The 15,795-nt window shown below is 55.9% G+C and carries 16 protein-coding genes; 12 read left to right on the plus strand and 4 right to left on the minus strand.

From position 1 onward, the window contains the following. The first annotated feature begins 15 nt into the window (after positions 1-15). A complete protein-coding gene (locus tag ACNQ0W_RS10455; protein WP_062933176.1) occupies positions 16-789 on the plus strand; it encodes a GntR family transcriptional regulator in 774 nt (257 codons plus the stop codon). Further along, positions 786-1,262: a GNAT family N-acetyltransferase gene (locus ACNQ0W_RS10460; protein ID WP_017382852.1), complete on the plus strand. Its 477-nt coding sequence runs from the start codon at positions 786-788 to the stop codon at positions 1,260-1,262. Before ACNQ0W_RS10455 ends, ACNQ0W_RS10460 begins: the two co-directional genes overlap by 4 nt. Here ACNQ0W_RS10460 and galR read toward each other — a convergent pair. Continuing rightward, positions 1,217-2,239, minus strand: a complete 1,023-nt coding sequence (galR, locus tag ACNQ0W_RS10465) for an HTH-type transcriptional regulator GalR (RefSeq protein WP_003862806.1) — start codon at positions 2,237-2,239, stop codon at positions 1,217-1,219. The genes ACNQ0W_RS10460 and galR overlap by 46 nt on opposite strands. A 617-nt stretch (positions 2,240-2,856) precedes the next feature. Here galR and aas point away from each other — a divergent pair. After that, positions 2,857-5,016 carry a bifunctional acyl-ACP--phospholipid O-acyltransferase/long-chain-fatty-acid--ACP ligase gene (gene aas / locus ACNQ0W_RS10470; RefSeq protein WP_116329987.1) on the plus strand — a complete coding sequence of 720 codons (2,160 nt, stop codon included), beginning with the start codon at positions 2,857-2,859 and terminating at the stop codon, positions 5,014-5,016. Then, complete coding sequence (lplT, locus tag ACNQ0W_RS10475) at positions 5,009-6,202, plus strand: lysophospholipid transporter LplT (RefSeq protein ID WP_062933173.1); 1,194 nt, start codon at positions 5,009-5,011, stop codon at positions 6,200-6,202. The genes aas and lplT overlap by 8 nt, the downstream gene beginning before the upstream one ends. Positions 6,203-6,295: 93 nt before the next feature. Here the strand turns inward: lplT and ACNQ0W_RS10480 are convergent, their stop codons facing one another. The 3 genes from ACNQ0W_RS10480 to mutH form a co-directional block, all read right to left on the minus strand. Continuing rightward, positions 6,296-7,336 carry an NADP(H)-dependent aldo-keto reductase gene (locus ACNQ0W_RS10480; protein WP_015571754.1) on the minus strand — a complete coding sequence of 347 codons (1,041 nt, stop codon included), beginning with the start codon at positions 7,334-7,336 and terminating at the stop codon, positions 6,296-6,298. Between the two features lie 132 nt (positions 7,337-7,468). Further along, the gene (locus ACNQ0W_RS10485; RefSeq protein ID WP_003862794.1) at positions 7,469-7,687 is read right to left on the minus strand and encodes a YgdI/YgdR family lipoprotein; all 219 of its coding nucleotides are present in this window, start codon (positions 7,685-7,687) and stop codon (positions 7,469-7,471) included. A gap of 128 nt (positions 7,688-7,815) precedes the next feature. Further along, positions 7,816-8,508, minus strand: coding sequence for a DNA mismatch repair endonuclease MutH (gene mutH, locus ACNQ0W_RS10490; protein WP_062933172.1), 693 nt, complete (start codon positions 8,506-8,508; stop codon positions 7,816-7,818). Positions 8,509-9,191: 683 nt separating this feature from the next. Between mutH and rppH the strand changes: the two genes are divergently transcribed. The 8 genes from rppH (at position 9,192) to ACNQ0W_RS10530 (ending at position 15,790) form a co-directional block, all read left to right on the plus strand. Continuing rightward, positions 9,192-9,722 (plus strand): RNA pyrophosphohydrolase, encoded by a 531-nt coding sequence (rppH, locus tag ACNQ0W_RS10495; protein ID WP_003862791.1) that lies wholly within the window; start codon positions 9,192-9,194, stop codon positions 9,720-9,722. A 12-nt stretch (positions 9,723-9,734) separates the two neighbouring features. Then, positions 9,735-11,981, plus strand: coding sequence for a phosphoenolpyruvate--protein phosphotransferase (gene ptsP / locus ACNQ0W_RS10500; RefSeq protein ID WP_015571752.1), 2,247 nt, complete (start codon positions 9,735-9,737; stop codon positions 11,979-11,981). A gap of 229 nt (positions 11,982-12,210) precedes the next feature. Continuing rightward, the gene (gene lgt / locus ACNQ0W_RS10505; protein WP_003862787.1) at positions 12,211-13,086 is read left to right on the plus strand and encodes a prolipoprotein diacylglyceryl transferase; all 876 of its coding nucleotides are present in this window, start codon (positions 12,211-12,213) and stop codon (positions 13,084-13,086) included. 6 nt (positions 13,087-13,092) lie between these two features. Then, positions 13,093-13,887 carry a thymidylate synthase gene (gene thyA, locus ACNQ0W_RS10510; protein ID WP_180261558.1) on the plus strand — a complete coding sequence of 265 codons (795 nt, stop codon included), beginning with the start codon at positions 13,093-13,095 and terminating at the stop codon, positions 13,885-13,887. 184 nt (positions 13,888-14,071) lie between these two features. Next, on the plus strand, positions 14,072-14,536 hold the full coding sequence (locus ACNQ0W_RS10515) for a prepilin peptidase-dependent protein (protein WP_062933171.1): 465 nt from the start codon (positions 14,072-14,074) through the stop codon (positions 14,534-14,536). Continuing rightward, positions 14,527-15,087, plus strand: coding sequence for a prepilin peptidase-dependent protein (locus ACNQ0W_RS10520; RefSeq protein ID WP_062933170.1), 561 nt, complete (start codon positions 14,527-14,529; stop codon positions 15,085-15,087). Before ACNQ0W_RS10515 ends, ACNQ0W_RS10520 begins: the two co-directional genes overlap by 10 nt. Beyond that, a complete protein-coding gene (locus tag ACNQ0W_RS10525) occupies positions 15,084-15,482 on the plus strand; it encodes a DUF2509 family protein (protein ID WP_003862778.1) in 399 nt (132 codons plus the stop codon). The genes ACNQ0W_RS10520 and ACNQ0W_RS10525 overlap by 4 nt, the downstream gene beginning before the upstream one ends. Then, entirely contained in the window at positions 15,467-15,790 is a 324-nt protein-coding gene (locus ACNQ0W_RS10530) for a prepilin-type N-terminal cleavage/methylation domain-containing protein (protein WP_003862776.1), read from the plus strand. The genes ACNQ0W_RS10525 and ACNQ0W_RS10530 overlap by 16 nt, the downstream gene beginning before the upstream one ends. Positions 15,791-15,795 lie beyond the last annotated feature (5 nt).

The following is a 15,795-nucleotide window of genomic DNA, read 5'->3' on the forward strand; positions in this document are numbered from 1 at the left end:
AACACAGGTGAAAACGTGGATAAGGCTGTCATCCTGCCGGAAAAAAAACAGTACCAGGAGATTGGCGAGGATTTACGGGCGCAGATTATCCAGGGGCATTATCCCGTGGGATCGCGTCTGCCGCCGGAGCGCAACATCGCCGAGACGTATGGCGTGAGCCGCACTATCGTGCGCGAGGCGCTGCTGATGCTTGAGCTACAGGGGACGGTGGATATTCGCCAGGGGTCTGGCGTGTACGTGATGCGCATTCCGGAGGAGCATGAAAACGAGGAAGAGCGTTTTCTGAACAGTGACGTGGGTCCGTTTGAAATTCTCCAGGCGCGTCAGCTGCTTGAAAGCAACATTGCCGCCTTTGCCGCAAAAATGGCGACGCGGGCGGATATCGACAACCTGCGCCGCATCATCGAGCAGGAGCAACGGGCTATTGCCGCCGACGATCGCAGCCAGGACAACAACAAAATGTTCCACCTGGTGCTGGCGGGAGCCACACAAAACCAGATGCTGCTGGCGACCGTTGAAAGCGTCTGGCATCACATGGACAGCAGCCCGCTGTGGCAGCAGTTTAATGGCCACATCGCCAGCCGCGCATGGCGGCTGAAATGGCTCGGCGACAGGCAAACCATTCTCGCTGCGCTCCGCCGCCGCGACGTGATGGGGGCGTGGCAGGCGATGTTCCAGCATCTTGAAAACGTCAAAAAGAGCCTGCTTGAGCTGTCAGACGAAGACGCGCCCGATTTTGACGGCTATCTCTTTGAATCGCTCCCCCTTTTCCAGGGGAAGCTGGTGTGAATATACTGCCGCTTCACGCTGCGCCGCAGTTTACACAGCGGGTGATCGACTGGATCTGGAACGCGTTTGGTGAAGGTATGCCGCGTGCCTTTTTCCAGAGCATTGTTGAGCATAGCCTGACGCCGGGCGAGTTACCGCTCACCTTTATTGCCGTTGAGGATGACCAGCTGCTGGGCACCGTTGGGTTGTGGCGTTGCGATTTAATTTCCCGGCAGGATCTCCACCCCTGGCTGGCTGCGCTGTATGTCGATGAAGCCGCCCGGGGAAACGGGCTGGCGGGAAAACTTCAGCAGCATGTTATCGGCTACGCGCGACGCGCCGGGTATCACGAGCTTCATCTCTGGTCTGCCTGCCGCGACTTCTACGAACGTTACGGCTGGCACTACATTGGCGATGCGCTGGAATACCCGGATAAAACCGTCCATCTCTATCGCTGTTCGCTCACGGCTTCCGCGGGCGATACCACCGAGTGACGGCGCACTAAGGTTGGGCTGAACAGGTGGGTAATTTCCGGTGGCGGGCGATGCTCGGCCAGCGCTAACGCCAGTTCTGCCGCCTGCGTTGCCATGGTCACAATCGGGTAGCGCACGGTGGTCAGGCGAGGGCGCACGTAGCGCGACACCAGCACATCATCAAAGCCAATCAGCGAAATTTCTGCCGGGACGTCAATCCCGTTATCATTCAGCACGCCCATTGCGCCGGCGGCCATGGAGTCGTTATAGCTGGCCACGGCGGTGAAATTCCGCCCGCGGCCCAGCAGCTCTGTCATCGCCTGCTCGCCGCCACTCTCATCCGGTTCTCCGTACGCCACAAGACGATCGTTGCACGGCAGACCGGCTTCGCGCAGCGCGTCGTAATAGCCCTGAAGGCGATCTTCCGCATCGGAAATTGGGTGGTTGGAGCACAGATAACCAATTCGGGTATGGCCCTGCTGGATCAGATGACGGGTTGCGAGCCATGCGCCGTAACGGTCGTCGAGCGCCACGCAGCGGGTTTCAAAACCGGGAATAATACGGTTGATAATCACCATCCCCGGCATCTGTTTCATCAGATGGATCAGCTCGGCGTCGGGGATCATTTTTGCATGGACCACCAGCGCCGCACAGCGATGACGGATCAGCTGCTCAATGGCCTGGCGCTCTTTCTGTTCATTGTGGTAGCCATTACCAATCAGCAGGAAATTTCCGGTGTGATAAGAGACTTGTTCTACGGCTTTGACCATTGCACCGAAAAACGGATCGGATACATCCCCGACCACCAGCCCGATGGTTTCTGTCGACTGCTGGGCAAGGGCGCGCGCGTTGGCGTTAGGGTGATAATTCAGGTTTTCCATGGCGTCCTGCACGGCCTGGCGCGATGCATCACTCGCTTTAGGGGAGTTGTTGATCACGCGGGAGACGGTCGCGACGGAAACACCGGCCAGACGAGCCACATCCTTAATTGTCGCCATTCAATACCTTCTTATAGGGGTAAGCGTTTACACACTAACTAGTGTTGCGGAAAAGCGGCGCGCATTCAAGGGGAGCGGGTAAGCGTCCTCTGCAAACGTGAAGCAGAACATCCCTCGCGGTGTAATCGTTACACGGCCAGTCATGTCTGAATAATGTCAATCTGAACCTTTAGTTACACTTTGCCTCAGGCTGTTGCGATTGTCCGTTAGCAACGATGCGTTGTGAATTGCTAGAGTCGAGATCCCAGAGGTATTGATAGGTGGAATCAACTTCGGTTGATTAACACGATTTACACCAACCTGCGTTTTACGCAGGTTTTTTTTTGCCTGTAAGTTCAACCTGTAACAGCAAAAGAGAATATTCACACCTGGTTGCACTTCGGCTCATTCCCTTGCGTTTTCCCGCTGGCGAAGCCTGTCGCCGGAGGCCACAATCAAGATCCCAGAGGTATTGATTGGTGAGAATTCCTGGTACGTTTTCGTACTCTTCTCTTGCACCAACCTGCGCGGATGCGCAGGTTTTTTTTCGCCTCTGTTTTTGCTATCGCTCCCTCACTACTTCTCGTGTAATCTGCCACCATTTATACCTTTCACACTGGCTGGCAAAGGGAGTTGAAATGCTTTTTGGGTTCTTCCGCACACTGTTTCGTGTCCTGTTTCGCATCCGCGTGACTGGCGATACGCAGGCACTCTATGGCGAGCGTGTGCTTATCACACCGAATCACGTCTCTTTTCTTGATGGCGTATTGCTGGCGCTGTTTTTGCCCGTGCGGCCCGTCTTCGCGGTTTACAGCTCCATCAGTGAAAAATGGTACATGCGCTGGCTCAAACCGCTGATTGATTTTGTCCCGCTCGACCCAACCAAACCGATGATGATTAAACATCTGGTGCGTCTGATAGGGCAGGGGCGCCCGGTGGTTATCTTCCCGGAAGGGCGTATTTCAGTGACGGGCTCCCTGATGAAAATTTACGACGGGGCCGGTTTTGTCGCGGCGAAGTCTCAGGCCACCGTCGTGCCGCTACGCATCGACGGGGCTGAGCTAACCTTTTTCAGCCGTCTGAAAGGGCTGGTGAAGCAGCGTCTGTTCCCGAAAATTACCCTGCATATATTACCGCCGACGTCACTGCCGATGCCCGAGGCGCCGCGCGCGCGCGACCGCCGTAAAATCGCCGGGGAAATGCTGCACCAGATTATGATGGAAGCGCGCATGGCCGTTCGCCCGCGCGAAACGCTGTATGAATCGTTGCTGTCGGCGCAGTATCGCTACGGTGCGAAGAAAAACTGCGTCGAAGACATCAATTTTACGCCGGATACCTACCGTAAGCTGTTGACCAAAACGCTGTTTGTCGGGCGTATCCTGGAAAAGTACAGTAAACAGGGCGAAAAGATCGGCCTGATGCTGCCAAACGCGGGTATCAGCGCGGCGGTAATCTTTGGTGCCGTGTCCCGGGGCCGCATTCCGGCGATGATGAACTACACGGCGGGCGTGAAAGGGCTCTCCAGCGCGATTACCGCAGCACAAATCAACACAATCTTTACCTCCCGCCAGTTCCTGGATAAAGGCAAGCTGTGGCACCTGCCGGAACAGCTGACGCAGGTGCGCTGGGTGTTCCTGGAAGATCTGAAAGCAGACGTCACGACCGCTGACAAGCTGTGGATTTTCGCGCACCTGCTGATGCCGCGTCTGGCGCAGGTTAAGCAGCAGCCGGAAGATGATGCCATTATCCTCTTTACCTCTGGCTCTGAAGGTAACCCGAAAGGTGTGGTTCATAGCCACAAAAGCATTCTGGCGAACGTCGAACAGATTAAAACCATTGCTGACTTTACCGCCAACGATCGCTTTATGTCAGCGCTGCCGCTGTTCCACTCATTTGGTCTGACCGTGGGTCTCTTTACGCCGCTGCTGACCGGTGCTGAGGTGTTCCTCTACCCAAGCCCGCTGCACTACCGCATTGTGCCGGAACTGGTTTATGACCGTAACTGCACGGTGCTGTTCGGGACGTCCACCTTCCTCGGTAACTACGCGCGCTTCGCCAACCCGTATGATTTCTTCCGCGTACGCTACGTGGTGGCGGGCGCGGAAAAACTCCAGGACAGCACGCGCCAGATCTGGCAGGACAAGTTTGGCCTGCGCATTCTGGAAGGCTATGGCGTGACGGAGTGCGCGCCGGTGGTCTCCATCAACGTTCCGATGGCGGCTAAACCGGGAACGGTTGGCCGCATTCTGCCGGGGCTGGACGCACGTCTGCTGGCGGTGCCGGGTATTGAAGACGGCGGACGTCTTCAGCTGAAAGGGCCGAACGTCATGAACGGCTATCTGCGTGTGGAAAACCCGGGCGTGCTTGAGGCGCCGACGGCCGAGAACGTCAATGGCGAGGTTGAAACGGGCTGGTACGACACGGGCGATATCGTGCGCTTCGACGATCAGGGCTTCGTGCAGATCCAGGGACGTGCAAAACGCTTCGCCAAAATCGCCGGGGAAATGGTCTCTCTTGAAATGGTCGAAACGCTGGCGACCGCAGTCTCGGCGGAGAAAATGCATGCGACCGTGGTGAAAAGTGATGCCAGTAAAGGCGAGGCGCTGGTGCTCTTCACGACAGACGGTGAACTGAAGCGTGATGCGCTGCTCAGGTATGCACGCGAACACGGTATCCCCGAGCTGGCGGTCCCCCGCGATATTCGTTACCTCAAACAGTTACCGGTGCTGGGCAGCGGTAAACCCGATTTCGTGACCCTGAAGGGCATGGTTGAAGAGGCGGAACAGCAAAATGCGTGAGTCAGTGCACACTAACACTTCAATCTGGTCGAAAGGCATGATGGCAGTTATCGCCGCCCAGTTTCTTTCCGCGTTCGGCGATAACGCGTTGCTGTTTGCCACGCTGGCGTTGCTGAAAGCTGAGTTTTATCCCGACTGGAGCCAGCCGATCCTACAGATGGTGTTTGTGGGTGCTTACATTGTATTTGCGCCGTTTGTCGGCCAGGTGGCGGACAGCTTCCCGAAAGGTCGGGTCATGATGTTTGCCAACAGCCTTAAGCTTCTGGGCGCGGCAAGTATCTGCTTTGGTATCAATCCGTTCGTCGGCTACACGCTGGTGGGCATTGGCGCGGCAGCCTACTCCCCGGCGAAGTACGGCATTCTGGGTGAGCTCACCACCGGTGATAAGCTGGTGAAGGCCAACGGCCTGATGGAGTCCTCCACCATTGCAGCGATTCTGCTGGGTTCGGTGGCGGGCGGCGTACTGGCAGACTGGCATGTGCTCGCCGCGCTTGGCATCTGCGCCCTGATGTACGGTGGCGCGGTGATCGCCAACCTGTTTATCCCCAAACTGGCCGTGGCGCGTCCGGGGCAATCCTGGCGCTTCGGGCCCATGACCGGCAGCTTCTTCAACGCCTGCCGCGTACTGTGGCGTAACGGTGAAACACGCTTCTCGCTGATGGGCACCAGCATGTTCTGGGGGGCCGGCGTTACGCTGCGTTTCCTGCTGGTGCTGTGGGTGCCGGTGGCGCTGGGCATTACTGACAACGCCACGCCGACTTACCTGAATGCCATGGTCGCCGTCGGGATTGTTGTCGGGGCCGGGGCTGCGGCAAAACTGGTGACGCTGGAAACCGTCGCGCGCTGCATGCCTGCGGGGATCCTGATCGGCATCGGCGTTCTGTTCTTCTCCCTGCAACATGCCCTATTGCCGGCCTATGTCCTGCTGTTGCTGATCGGCATGTTAGGCGGTTTCTTTGTGGTGCCGCTAAACGCGCTGTTGCAGGAGCGCGGCAAGCAGACCGTTGGGGCGGGCAACGCCATTGCGGTACAAAACCTTGGTGAAAACATGGCGATGTTACTGATGCTGGGGATTTACTCGCTGGCGGTAAAAGCAGGTGCGCCGGTCGAGGCAATCGGGGTAGGATTCGGCGCGCTGTTCGCGCTGGCGATTAGCGGTCTGTGGGTCTGGCAGCGTCGTCGTTGAATTGTGCGGCCTGATGCCCTCACCCCGGCCCTCTCCCACGGGGAGAGGGTGAAAACCCTAAAAACGGCAACGCACGTTGCCGTTTTGCTTTTATTACGGTGCCGGGTAGGTATAAACCTGATGCACCGCTTCAATCTCCGCTAATACCTCTTCACTCAGGTTCAGATGGAAACTCTCAATATTGGTTTTCAACTGATCCATCGTCGTTGCGCCGAGCAGGGTACTCGCCACAAACGGCTGACGACGCACGAAGGCCAGCGCCATCTGCGCCGGATCGAGTCCGTGACGTTTCGCGATATCCACGTAGGCCGCAACGGCTTTTTGCGTCTGCTCGCCGCTATAGCGGGTGAAGCGGCTGAAAAGGGTGTTACGCGCACCAGCCGGTTTCGCGCCGTTCAGGTATTTGCCCGTCAGGGTACCGAAGCCCAGACAGGAGTAGGCGAGCAGTTCCACCTCTTCGTACTGCGTCACCTCCGCCAGACCCACTTCATAACTGCGGTTCAGCAGGCTGTACGGGTTCTGAATGGTCACGATGCGCGGCAGGTCGTGTTTATCAGCCAGATGCAGATAGCGCATCACGCCAAACGCCGTCTCGTTGGAAACGCCAATGTAGCGGATCTTACCCGCCCGCTGGCACTCCGTGAGCGCTTCCAGCGTTTCCAGCAGGGTAACTGCCGGAGCACTTTCGTTCCAGGTGTAGCCAAGCTTACCGAAGCAGTTCGTCGGACGCTGCGGCCAGTGCACTTGATAAAGATCGAGATAGTCGGTTTGCAGGCGCTTGAGGCTGGCATCCAGCGCGGCACGGATATTCTTGCGATCGAGGATCTGGTTAGGGCGGATCCCGGCATCGTTATTACGGGAAGGGCCGCTGACTTTGGAGGCGATGACCAGCTTTTCGCGATTGCCGCGTTTCGCCAGCCAGTTGCCGACATACGTTTCAGTAAGACCTTGTGTTTCCGGGCGGGGAGGAACGGGGTACATCTCCGCAACGTCAATCAGGTTAATGCCCTGGCTGACGGCGTAATCGAGTTGTGCATGGGCATCGGCTTCGCTGTTTTGTTCACCAAATGTCATGGTGCCCAACCCCAGTTGGCTGATCTCCAGAGCGCTGTGGGGGATACGGTGATAATGCATAGCCGGTTTCCTTTTTTAGACATACAGACTGCGTCAGGAACCTCCCGACAAAGGAATATAAACATGGCAGAGGGAAGGCAAAAGGGGAAGGAAAAAATCAAAAAGGCCAGCAAGCTACTGACCTTTATCTGTTTAACGCTCGATGATCTGGGAGACTTCGTCGCGATTAATCTGCATTTGATTGCCTTCGCGATCGCGGTAACTCACCAGACCGGTATCGTCGTCGACTTCGGGTTTGCCATCGGTCAGGATCATACGACCATCTTTCGTTGACATGACATAGTCGCTGCTACAACCCGATACCGCAAACGCTAAACCGACTGCTGAGATAATTACTGCCCATTTTTTCATCGTTCTCATCCTCACCTGGCTCGTATCAAATCATAGTGTAGTAATAACCTGATATTACGACAGGTGAAAGGGGGGAAATCTTAAAAAGGAGGAGATTATGTTAGCCGGAGCGCAAAATTAGTAAAAAACTATGTTTTCAACAGGAAGTGGCGTGCCAGCAGCGCCCCGGTGAAATTCTTTTTAAGATAGAAACCGCGCGGCAGCGTCAGGATCGGTTCGCCCTGTGCGCCTACCGCTTCAGTGAGCGCTTTGCTGTTGGCGGCTTTAGGGCGAAGTTGCAGCACTTCGCCATGCCGGGCGGTGATCCGCTCAACCTGTCCCAGCACAATCATGTCCATCAGCTCTTCCCAGTCCTGGGAAAGCTGTCTCTCCTCTTCTTCATTCGGGCTCCAGAGTAGCGGAGCGCCAACGCGACGTTCTGCCAGCGGGATCTGCCTGTCGCCCTCAACGGGTACCCACAACACCCGCTTCAGCTTATGCCTGACGTGGCTGGTTTCCCAGGTCACTCCGCTGTTACCCGTGAGCGGCGCAACGCAGACAAAGGTGGTTTCCAGCGGCCGCCCCTGGTTATCGATGGGGATCGTCTTCAGTTCCACCCCCAGCGCCGCAAAATCTTGCTCGGGTTTACTGCCCGCGCTTGCGCCCAGCCAGCGCTCCAGCAACACGCCGATCCAGCCTTTATCACGCTTCAGATCGTTGGGTATCGTCAACCCCGCCATCACGGCCAGCTCGCCCAGTGAATAACCTGCCAGACGTTGCGCCTGCTGGAGCAACTGGGCTTCACTGACGGGAGGGGAGAGCAGTGGGGCGAGAGAATGCATGCTAACAACCTTTTGATTAAAAAATGAGCTGATATTTTATCCCTTGTGGACAGAGTTTACCGTTTTCTGAGTGAATATCCCATGCATATGATTTATTTCATCTTTTTTAGACTACAACCCGTCGCGTCGCGGCTAAAAAACAGGTTGTGCAATTCTGGTCACTGACAATAAACAGGATCTTACACCATGTTATCCACAGAAAAATGGGATAACTGGGAATAACTGCCACTACTGTTTCAATTTACAGCCTTGACGTGCGATGAAAATCGAATTTTCACACAAATTGTGCCTAACTTATTGGCACAATCTGTGGATAAAACCGACGCTGTTCGATCTTTCATCAGCAGGAGGATCTTTGATGTGACGATCGTCACGTTAATCGCCTCTGACACCCTTAATTCCAATATAATGTTTTGAATTTAAATGATTAATTATAAGCAGGGTAAATTGGCGTTTCGTCGGGTTGCAAGGTTGTTCATCGGTAATTCCGTACTTCTTCACAACTATATCCACAGAAAAGGTGAATAAAAATGGTCTCTGTCGCCCGCATCTGTTTATAACTCCTCACTAAATTGTGAGTTATTCAAATGTTATTAGGTTGCAGACCTGTAAGAGAGTGGTTTACCGCCTCCCTGTAGTGTGAAACAATCATTCATATATCAGATTTAGTTTGGGGTAGTCCGGTGATTGATGACGATGGCTACCGCCCAAACGTAGGAATAGTAATTTGTAATCGTCAGGGCCAGGTGATGTGGGCCCGGCGATATGGTCAGCACTCCTGGCAGTTCCCGCAAGGCGGGATCAATCCCGGAGAGTCCCCAGAACAAGCGATGTACCGGGAGCTGTTTGAAGAGGTTGGTTTAAGCCGAAAAGATGTTCGCATCCTGGCTTCGACCCGCAACTGGTTGCGTTACAAGTTACCGAAACGTTTGGTGCGTTGGGACACAAAGCCGGTTTGTATCGGCCAGAAACAGAAGTGGTTTCTTTTGCAGTTGGTGGGCAACGATTCAGATATCAATATGCAAACCAGCAGCACGCCAGAGTTTGATGGCTGGCGCTGGGTAAGCTACTGGTATCCGGTTCGTCAGGTCGTGTCATTTAAGCGCGATGTATATCGTAGGGTGATGAAAGAGTTCGCAAGTGTCGTGATGCAGCTTCAGGAGACGCCTCCGAAGCCACAGAGCGCACCTGCCTGGCGACGTAAAAGAGGTTAAGCTACGCAAATCATGCTCACCCGCTTGCGAGAAATAGTTGAAAAGGTTGCCAGTGCGCCTCGCCTCAACGAGGCGCTGAATATTCTGGTGACGGACATCTGTCTTGCGATGGAAACCGAGGTCTGTTCGGTCTACCTGGCCGACCATGACCGACGTTGCTACTACCTGATGGCAACCCGCGGTTTAAAAAAACCACGGGGACGCACCGTCACGCTCGCGTTTGATGAAGGTATTGTTGGCCTGGTCGGGCGACTGGCGGAGCCAATCAACCTTGCCGACGCGCAAAAACACCCCAGCTTCAAATATATCCCTTCCGTCAAAGAGGAGCGGTTCCGCGCTTTCCTTGGCGTGCCGATTATTCAGCGCCGTCAACTGCTTGGCGTGCTTGTTGTCCAACAACGAGAGTTGCGGCAGTACGATGAAAGCGAGGAGTCTTTCCTCGTCACGCTGGCAACGCAGATGGCTGCGATCCTCTCCCAGTCTCAGCTGGCAGCCCTTTTTGGGCAGTATCGTCATACCCGCATCCGCGCGCTTCCGGCCTCGCCGGGCGTCGCGATTGCCGAAGGCTGGATGGATGCCACGCTCCCCCTGATGGAGCAGGTCTATGAAGCCTCGACGCTGGATGAAGCGCTTGAGCGCGAACGGCTTACCGCTGCGCTGGAAGAGGCGGCGAATGAATTTCGTCGCTACAGCAAACGCTTTGCCGCTGGCGCGCAAAAAGAGACGGCGGCCATTTTCGACCTCTACTCACACCTGCTTTCCGATGCGCGTTTGCGTCGTGAGTTATTTGCCGAGGTCGATAAAGGTTCGGTGGCAGAGTGGGCGGTTAAAAAGGTCATTGAAAAATTTGCCGAGCAGTTTGCGGTGCTGACTGACGGTTATCTGAAAGAGCGCGCCGGCGATTTACGCGCGCTTGGGCAACGTCTGCTGTTCCACCTTGATGATACTATTCAGGGGGCGAATGCCTGGCCGAGCCGGTTTGTACTGGTGGCCGATGAACTCTCGGCGACGACGCTGGCGGAATTACCGCAGGACAGGCTGGCGGGCGTAGTGGTGCGCGATGGCGCAGCTAACTCCCATGCCGCCATTATGGTGCGCGCGCTCGGTATTCCGACCGTGATGGGGGCGGATATTCAGCCCTCCGTACTGCATCGCCGTACGCTGGTGGTGGACGGATACCGCGGTGAGTTGCTGGTGGATCCTGAGCCGGTGCTCCTTCAGGAGTACCAGCGCCTTATCAGCGAAGAGAATGAATTAAGCAAGCTGGCGGAAGATGACGTCAACCTGCCCGCGCAGCTCAAGAGCGGTGAGCGGGTGAAGGTGATGCTCAATGCTGGCTTAAGCCCTGAGCATGAAGAGAAGCTCGGCAGCCGCATCGATGGCATCGGCCTCTACCGCACCGAAATACCGTTTATGCTGCAAAGCGGCTTCCCGTCAGAAGAGGAGCAGGTGGCGCAGTATCAGGGCATGTTGCAGATGTTTAACGATAAACCCGTCACGTTGCGCACCCTGGACGTCGGCGCGGATAAGCAACTGCCCTATATGCCCATCAGTGAAGAGAATCCCTGCCTCGGCTGGCGTGGGATCCGCATAACCCTCGATCAGCCGGAAATCTTCCTTATCCAGGTTCGTGCGATGCTGCGTGCCAACGCGGCCACGGGGAATCTCAGCATTTTGCTGCCGATGGTCACCAGTATTGACGAGATCGACGAAGCGCGGCGGTTGATAGAACGTGCAGGGCGCGAAGTGGAAGAGATGATCGGCTATGCGATCCCTAAACCCCGTATCGGCGTGATGCTTGAAGTGCCTTCGATGGTCTTTATGTTGCCGCAGCTGGCGACCCGCGTTGATTTTATCTCCGTTGGCACCAACGACTTAACGCAATACATTCTGGCGGTCGATCGCAACAATACGCGCGTTGCCAGCATCTACGACAGCCTGCATCCGGCGATGCTTCGTGCCCTGGCGATGATCGCCCGCGAAGCCGAGCAGCATAATATCGACCTGCGCCTGTGCGGTGAAATGGCCGGCGATCCAATGTGCGTGGCGATCCTGATTGGTCTCGGTTTCCGTCACCTGTCAATGAACGGACGTTCCGTTGCGCGTGTGAAATACCTGTTACGTCACATCGAACAAGATGAGGCGCGCGAACTGGCCGCGCGTAGCCTGGAAGCACAGCTGGCAGCCGAAGTGCGCCATCAGGTGGCTGCGTTTATGGAGCGACGCGGCATGGGCGGTTTGATCCGCGGCGGCCGCTGATCCCCACAAAATAATGACGGCTCGGACGACCCCCTCTCCCTTGAGGGAGAGGAATGGGGTGAGGGGGGAACAGTGCGCATGAAACCCTATACACATCTTTTACATCTCAGGCGCATCCTCCGCGCCTGCCTTATGCTATGATTCGCAACTTTGGAGCACCTGCCAACGGCGGGAATGCAATTCACCCGCTGTCCACTTTCAGCGGAATAACAACATCTTGTGGTGACAGATGAACAGTGGTTATCTGCATTTTCCGGAATTCGATCCGGTTATTTTCTCAATAGGACCTGTAGCGCTGCACTGGTACGGTCTGATGTACCTGGTGGGCTTCGTTTTTGCCATGTGGCTTGCTGGCCGTCGCGCCAGTCGTCCGGGCAGCGGCTGGACGAAGAACGAAGTGGAAAACCTGCTTTATGCCGGTTTCCTCGGCGTGTTCTTGGGTGGTCGCATCGGTTATGTCCTGTTCTATAATTTCCCGGTATTCCTGAACGACCCGCTCTATCTGTTCCGCGTCTGGGACGGCGGCATGTCCTTCCACGGCGGGCTGATTGGTGTGATCCTGGTCATGGTGATCTTCGCCAGACGCACCAAACGCAACTTCTTCCAGGTGGCTGATTTTATTGCGCCGTTAATCCCGTTTGGGCTGGGCGCAGGGCGTCTGGGCAACTTCATCAACGGTGAACTGTGGGGGCGTGTCGATCCGAGCGTGCCGTTTACCATGCTGTTCCCGGGCTCCCGCGCGGAGGATATCGCGCTGCTGCCTTCGCATCCTGAGTGGCAGTCCATTTTCGATACCTACGGCGTTCTGCCGCGCCATATGTCACAGCTCTATGAGCTGGCGCTGGAAGGCGTGGTGCTGTTCATCATCCTGAATCTGTATATCCGCAAACCGCGTCCAATGGGGGCTGTCTCTGGTCTGTTCCTGATTGGCTACGGCGCGTTTCGTATCATCGTCGAGTTCTTCCGCCAGCCGGATGCGCAGTTTACCGGTGAATGGGTACAGTACATCAGCATGGGGCAGATCCTCTCCATCCCGATGATTGTCGCGGGTGCCATTATGATGATTTGGGCGTATCGTCGTCGTCCACAGCAACAACTTTCCTGAGGAATCATGAAACAGTATCTTGAATTGATGAAAAAAGTGCTCGACGAGGGCACGCCGAAAAACGACCGCACCGGCACCGGTACGCTCTCCATTTTTGGCCACCAGATGCGCTTCAATCTGCAAGAAGGCTTTCCTCTGGTGACAACGAAGCGCTGCCATCTGCGCTCGATCATTCATGAACTGCTCTGGTTCCTGCAAGGCGATACCAACGTTGCTTATCTGCATGAAAACAATGTCTCCATCTGGGACGAGTGGGCAGATGAGAACGGCGACCTGGGGCCGGTCTACGGCAAGCAATGGCGTGCGTGGCCTACCCCGGACGGCCGCCATATTGACCAGATCACGACCGTCATGAACCAGCTGAAAAATGATCCGGACTCGCGCCGTATCATTGTTTCTGCCTGGAACGTGGGTGAACTGGATAAAATGGCGCTGGCGCCTTGCCACGCGTTTTTCCAGTTCTACGTGGCGGACGGCAAGCTCTCCTGCCAGCTCTATCAACGCTCCTGCGACGTGTTCCTCGGCCTGCCGTTTAACATCGCCAGCTACGCGCTATTGGTGCACATAATGGCGCAGCAGTGCGATCTTGAAGTGGGCGATTTTGTCTGGACGGGCGGTGATACCCACCTCTACAGCAATCATATGGAACAGACGCACCTCCAGCTGACCCGCGAACCGCGTGCATTGCCTAAGCTGGTGATCAAACGTAAACCGGAATCGATCTTCGATTACCGTTTTGATGATTTCGAGATTGAGGGTTACGACCCGCATCCCGGCATTAAAGCTCCTGTCGCCATCTGATACGGCAAATCCTGACACAACCGGTGCTATTTAGCGCCGGTTTTTTTTCACGTCCGTTTTGTTTTTCGAGCCTGTTTCCAGAGACGATGCAACACGTTGCAACGGGTGAAAATCTCCGGAAAGCGGCTCGTAAAGTTCTGGTTTGACGCTCGCACCGTTTCTGCTATTCCGCCACACTCCCGCCATGAAAAACGAACAAGGCTTTACGCTTATCGAAACCCTTATCGCCGTTTCGCTGACAGTGATCCTCAGCGCCACAGGGCTCTATGGCTGGGACAGCTGGCAGCAGCGGCAGCGGCTTTGGCAAACCGCCTGCCAGGTGCGGGATTACCTGGTGTTTTTGCGCAATGACGCCAACCGTCACAACAGCGAGCACAGGATCGCGCTGTATAACGACGGTGAAAAGGAGTGTCTGGCCAGTTCAGCGGTGACCGGTTGTGACAGCGGCGGACCGTTCGTGATGAAGCCGATGTGGCCCGGGGTCACGATAAGCGACATAACCCCTGCGCTGGGATTTTATGGTTTAAGGGATACCGCGTGGGCCGGACATATCCGCGTGCAGAGCCGCGCTGGTGGGTGGTGGGTTATTGTCTCAAATGGCGGACGTATCAGGCTGTGTAATACCGCAGGAGAAGGTGCATGCCAGTAAATCGAAGAGGGTTCTCCCTACTGGAAGTGCTGATTGCAATGACGATAAGCAGCATTCTGTTACTCAGCACGTCACGTTTTTTACCGGGGCTACAGCGGGGTGTTTTACTGCAATCCGGGCAGCAGGAACTGGAGGATGAGGTCTGGCAACGACTGTTCGCGATCGGTAAACAGTTTCAGAGAGCAGGATACTGCGCAGGGCATTGCCAGGGGCAGGGGATGATCATCGGCAGGCAAGGACGATGTGCGATTGTGCAATGGGATGCAAACAGCAACGGCCAGTGGGATAGCACCGCGTCAGAAAACGACAGTACGGGATTCCGGCTTGAGTCCGGATCGCTTGAAACGCTGCGGGGCGCCACATCCTGTGACGGTAAGGGATGGGATAAGCTCACCGACCCGGATCGGGCCCTGATAGAGCAATTTATGGTCACTAAAACCGATCGACCTGGCTTTGCGCCGGTCATCAGTATCGAGCTGCGTGCCCGCCGTAAAGGTGAACTGACCGCACCCTTTTCGGCTCGCCATACCGTAACGGGGTTTAATCTGTGAATCGTCAGCGGGGCATGTCATCGCTGGCGCTGGTCCTGCTGTTGCTGGTGCTCGGCACGCTGATCCTCACCGGATTAAATCAGCAGTTGCAAACCTTTAGCACGCTGGTGAGTGGCGAAAGTTTGTCTGTTCGCCAGCAGGCTGCCGTGCAATCTGCACTGGAGTGGGGGCGCGTTCAGGAATGGGCTTTACAGCCAGAGGTTCAGTGCAAACAGACACAGCGTTTGCGGGTCTGTGTAAGGCTGTTTGGGGAGCGTGTGCTGCTTATTGCCGGCAATGACGATCTGTTGCTATGGCAAGGCGGGGACATCGCGGAAGGGCAGATACGCTTTTCCGCCCACGGCTGGAGTGATTTCTGCCCCCTTAAGGAAAGTACGCTATGTCAGTTACCCTGAGCAGACAAAAAGGATTTAGCATGGTTGAGGTTTTGCTGGCAATGATGTTGCTGGTTGTGGTTGTGACGGCGTTATCCGGCTATCATCGCGCGCTGGCAGCCCGGTATGCGGCGCTTAGCCAGTATCGTCAGCTATGGCATCATGCGTGGAATCAGTCGCAGATCTCAACATTAACGCTCCCGCCGGGCTGGCAGGTCAGTCGGGGGCAGACAACACAGTCCGGATGTGTCAGCATCACGGTCACACTTATTTCTCCTATGGGGCGGCAGGGCGCGTTGACGCGTCTGCACTGCCCGGTTAGCCGCTAGTCGGG

The organism is Enterobacter cloacae complex sp. 6730903, assembly GCF_048283985.1.
Taxonomy (GTDB): domain Bacteria; phylum Pseudomonadota; class Gammaproteobacteria; order Enterobacterales; family Enterobacteriaceae; genus Enterobacter; species Enterobacter hormaechei_C.

What these genes read in the sequence shown, in the direction of transcription:
- ptsP (WP_015571752.1), top strand. Translation starts at nt 9,735, where the DNA reads ATGCTCACCCGCTTGCGAGAAATAGTTGAAAAGGTTGCCAGTGCGCCT.
- ACNQ0W_RS10480 (WP_015571754.1), bottom strand. Translation starts at nt 7,336, where the DNA reads ATGCATTATCACCGTATCCCCCACAGCGCTCTGGAGATCAGCCAACTG.
- mutH (WP_062933172.1), bottom strand. Translation starts at nt 8,508, where the DNA reads ATGCATTCTCTCGCCCCACTGCTCTCCCCTCCCGTCAGTGAAGCCCAG.
- ACNQ0W_RS10515 (WP_062933171.1), top strand. Translation starts at nt 14,072, where the DNA reads ATGAAAAACGAACAAGGCTTTACGCTTATCGAAACCCTTATCGCCGTT.
- lgt (WP_003862787.1), top strand. Translation starts at nt 12,211, where the DNA reads ATGAACAGTGGTTATCTGCATTTTCCGGAATTCGATCCGGTTATTTTC.
- galR (WP_003862806.1), bottom strand. Translation starts at nt 2,239, where the DNA reads ATGGCGACAATTAAGGATGTGGCTCGTCTGGCCGGTGTTTCCGTCGCG.
- lplT (WP_062933173.1), top strand. Translation starts at nt 5,009, where the DNA reads ATGCGTGAGTCAGTGCACACTAACACTTCAATCTGGTCGAAAGGCATG.
- aas (WP_116329987.1), top strand. Translation starts at nt 2,857, where the DNA reads ATGCTTTTTGGGTTCTTCCGCACACTGTTTCGTGTCCTGTTTCGCATC.
- ACNQ0W_RS10485 (WP_003862794.1), bottom strand. Translation starts at nt 7,687, where the DNA reads ATGAAAAAATGGGCAGTAATTATCTCAGCAGTCGGTTTAGCGTTTGCG.
- thyA (WP_180261558.1), top strand. Translation starts at nt 13,093, where the DNA reads ATGAAACAGTATCTTGAATTGATGAAAAAAGTGCTCGACGAGGGCACG.
- ACNQ0W_RS10520 (WP_062933170.1), top strand. Translation starts at nt 14,527, where the DNA reads ATGCCAGTAAATCGAAGAGGGTTCTCCCTACTGGAAGTGCTGATTGCA.
- ACNQ0W_RS10530 (WP_003862776.1), top strand. Translation starts at nt 15,467, where the DNA reads ATGTCAGTTACCCTGAGCAGACAAAAAGGATTTAGCATGGTTGAGGTT.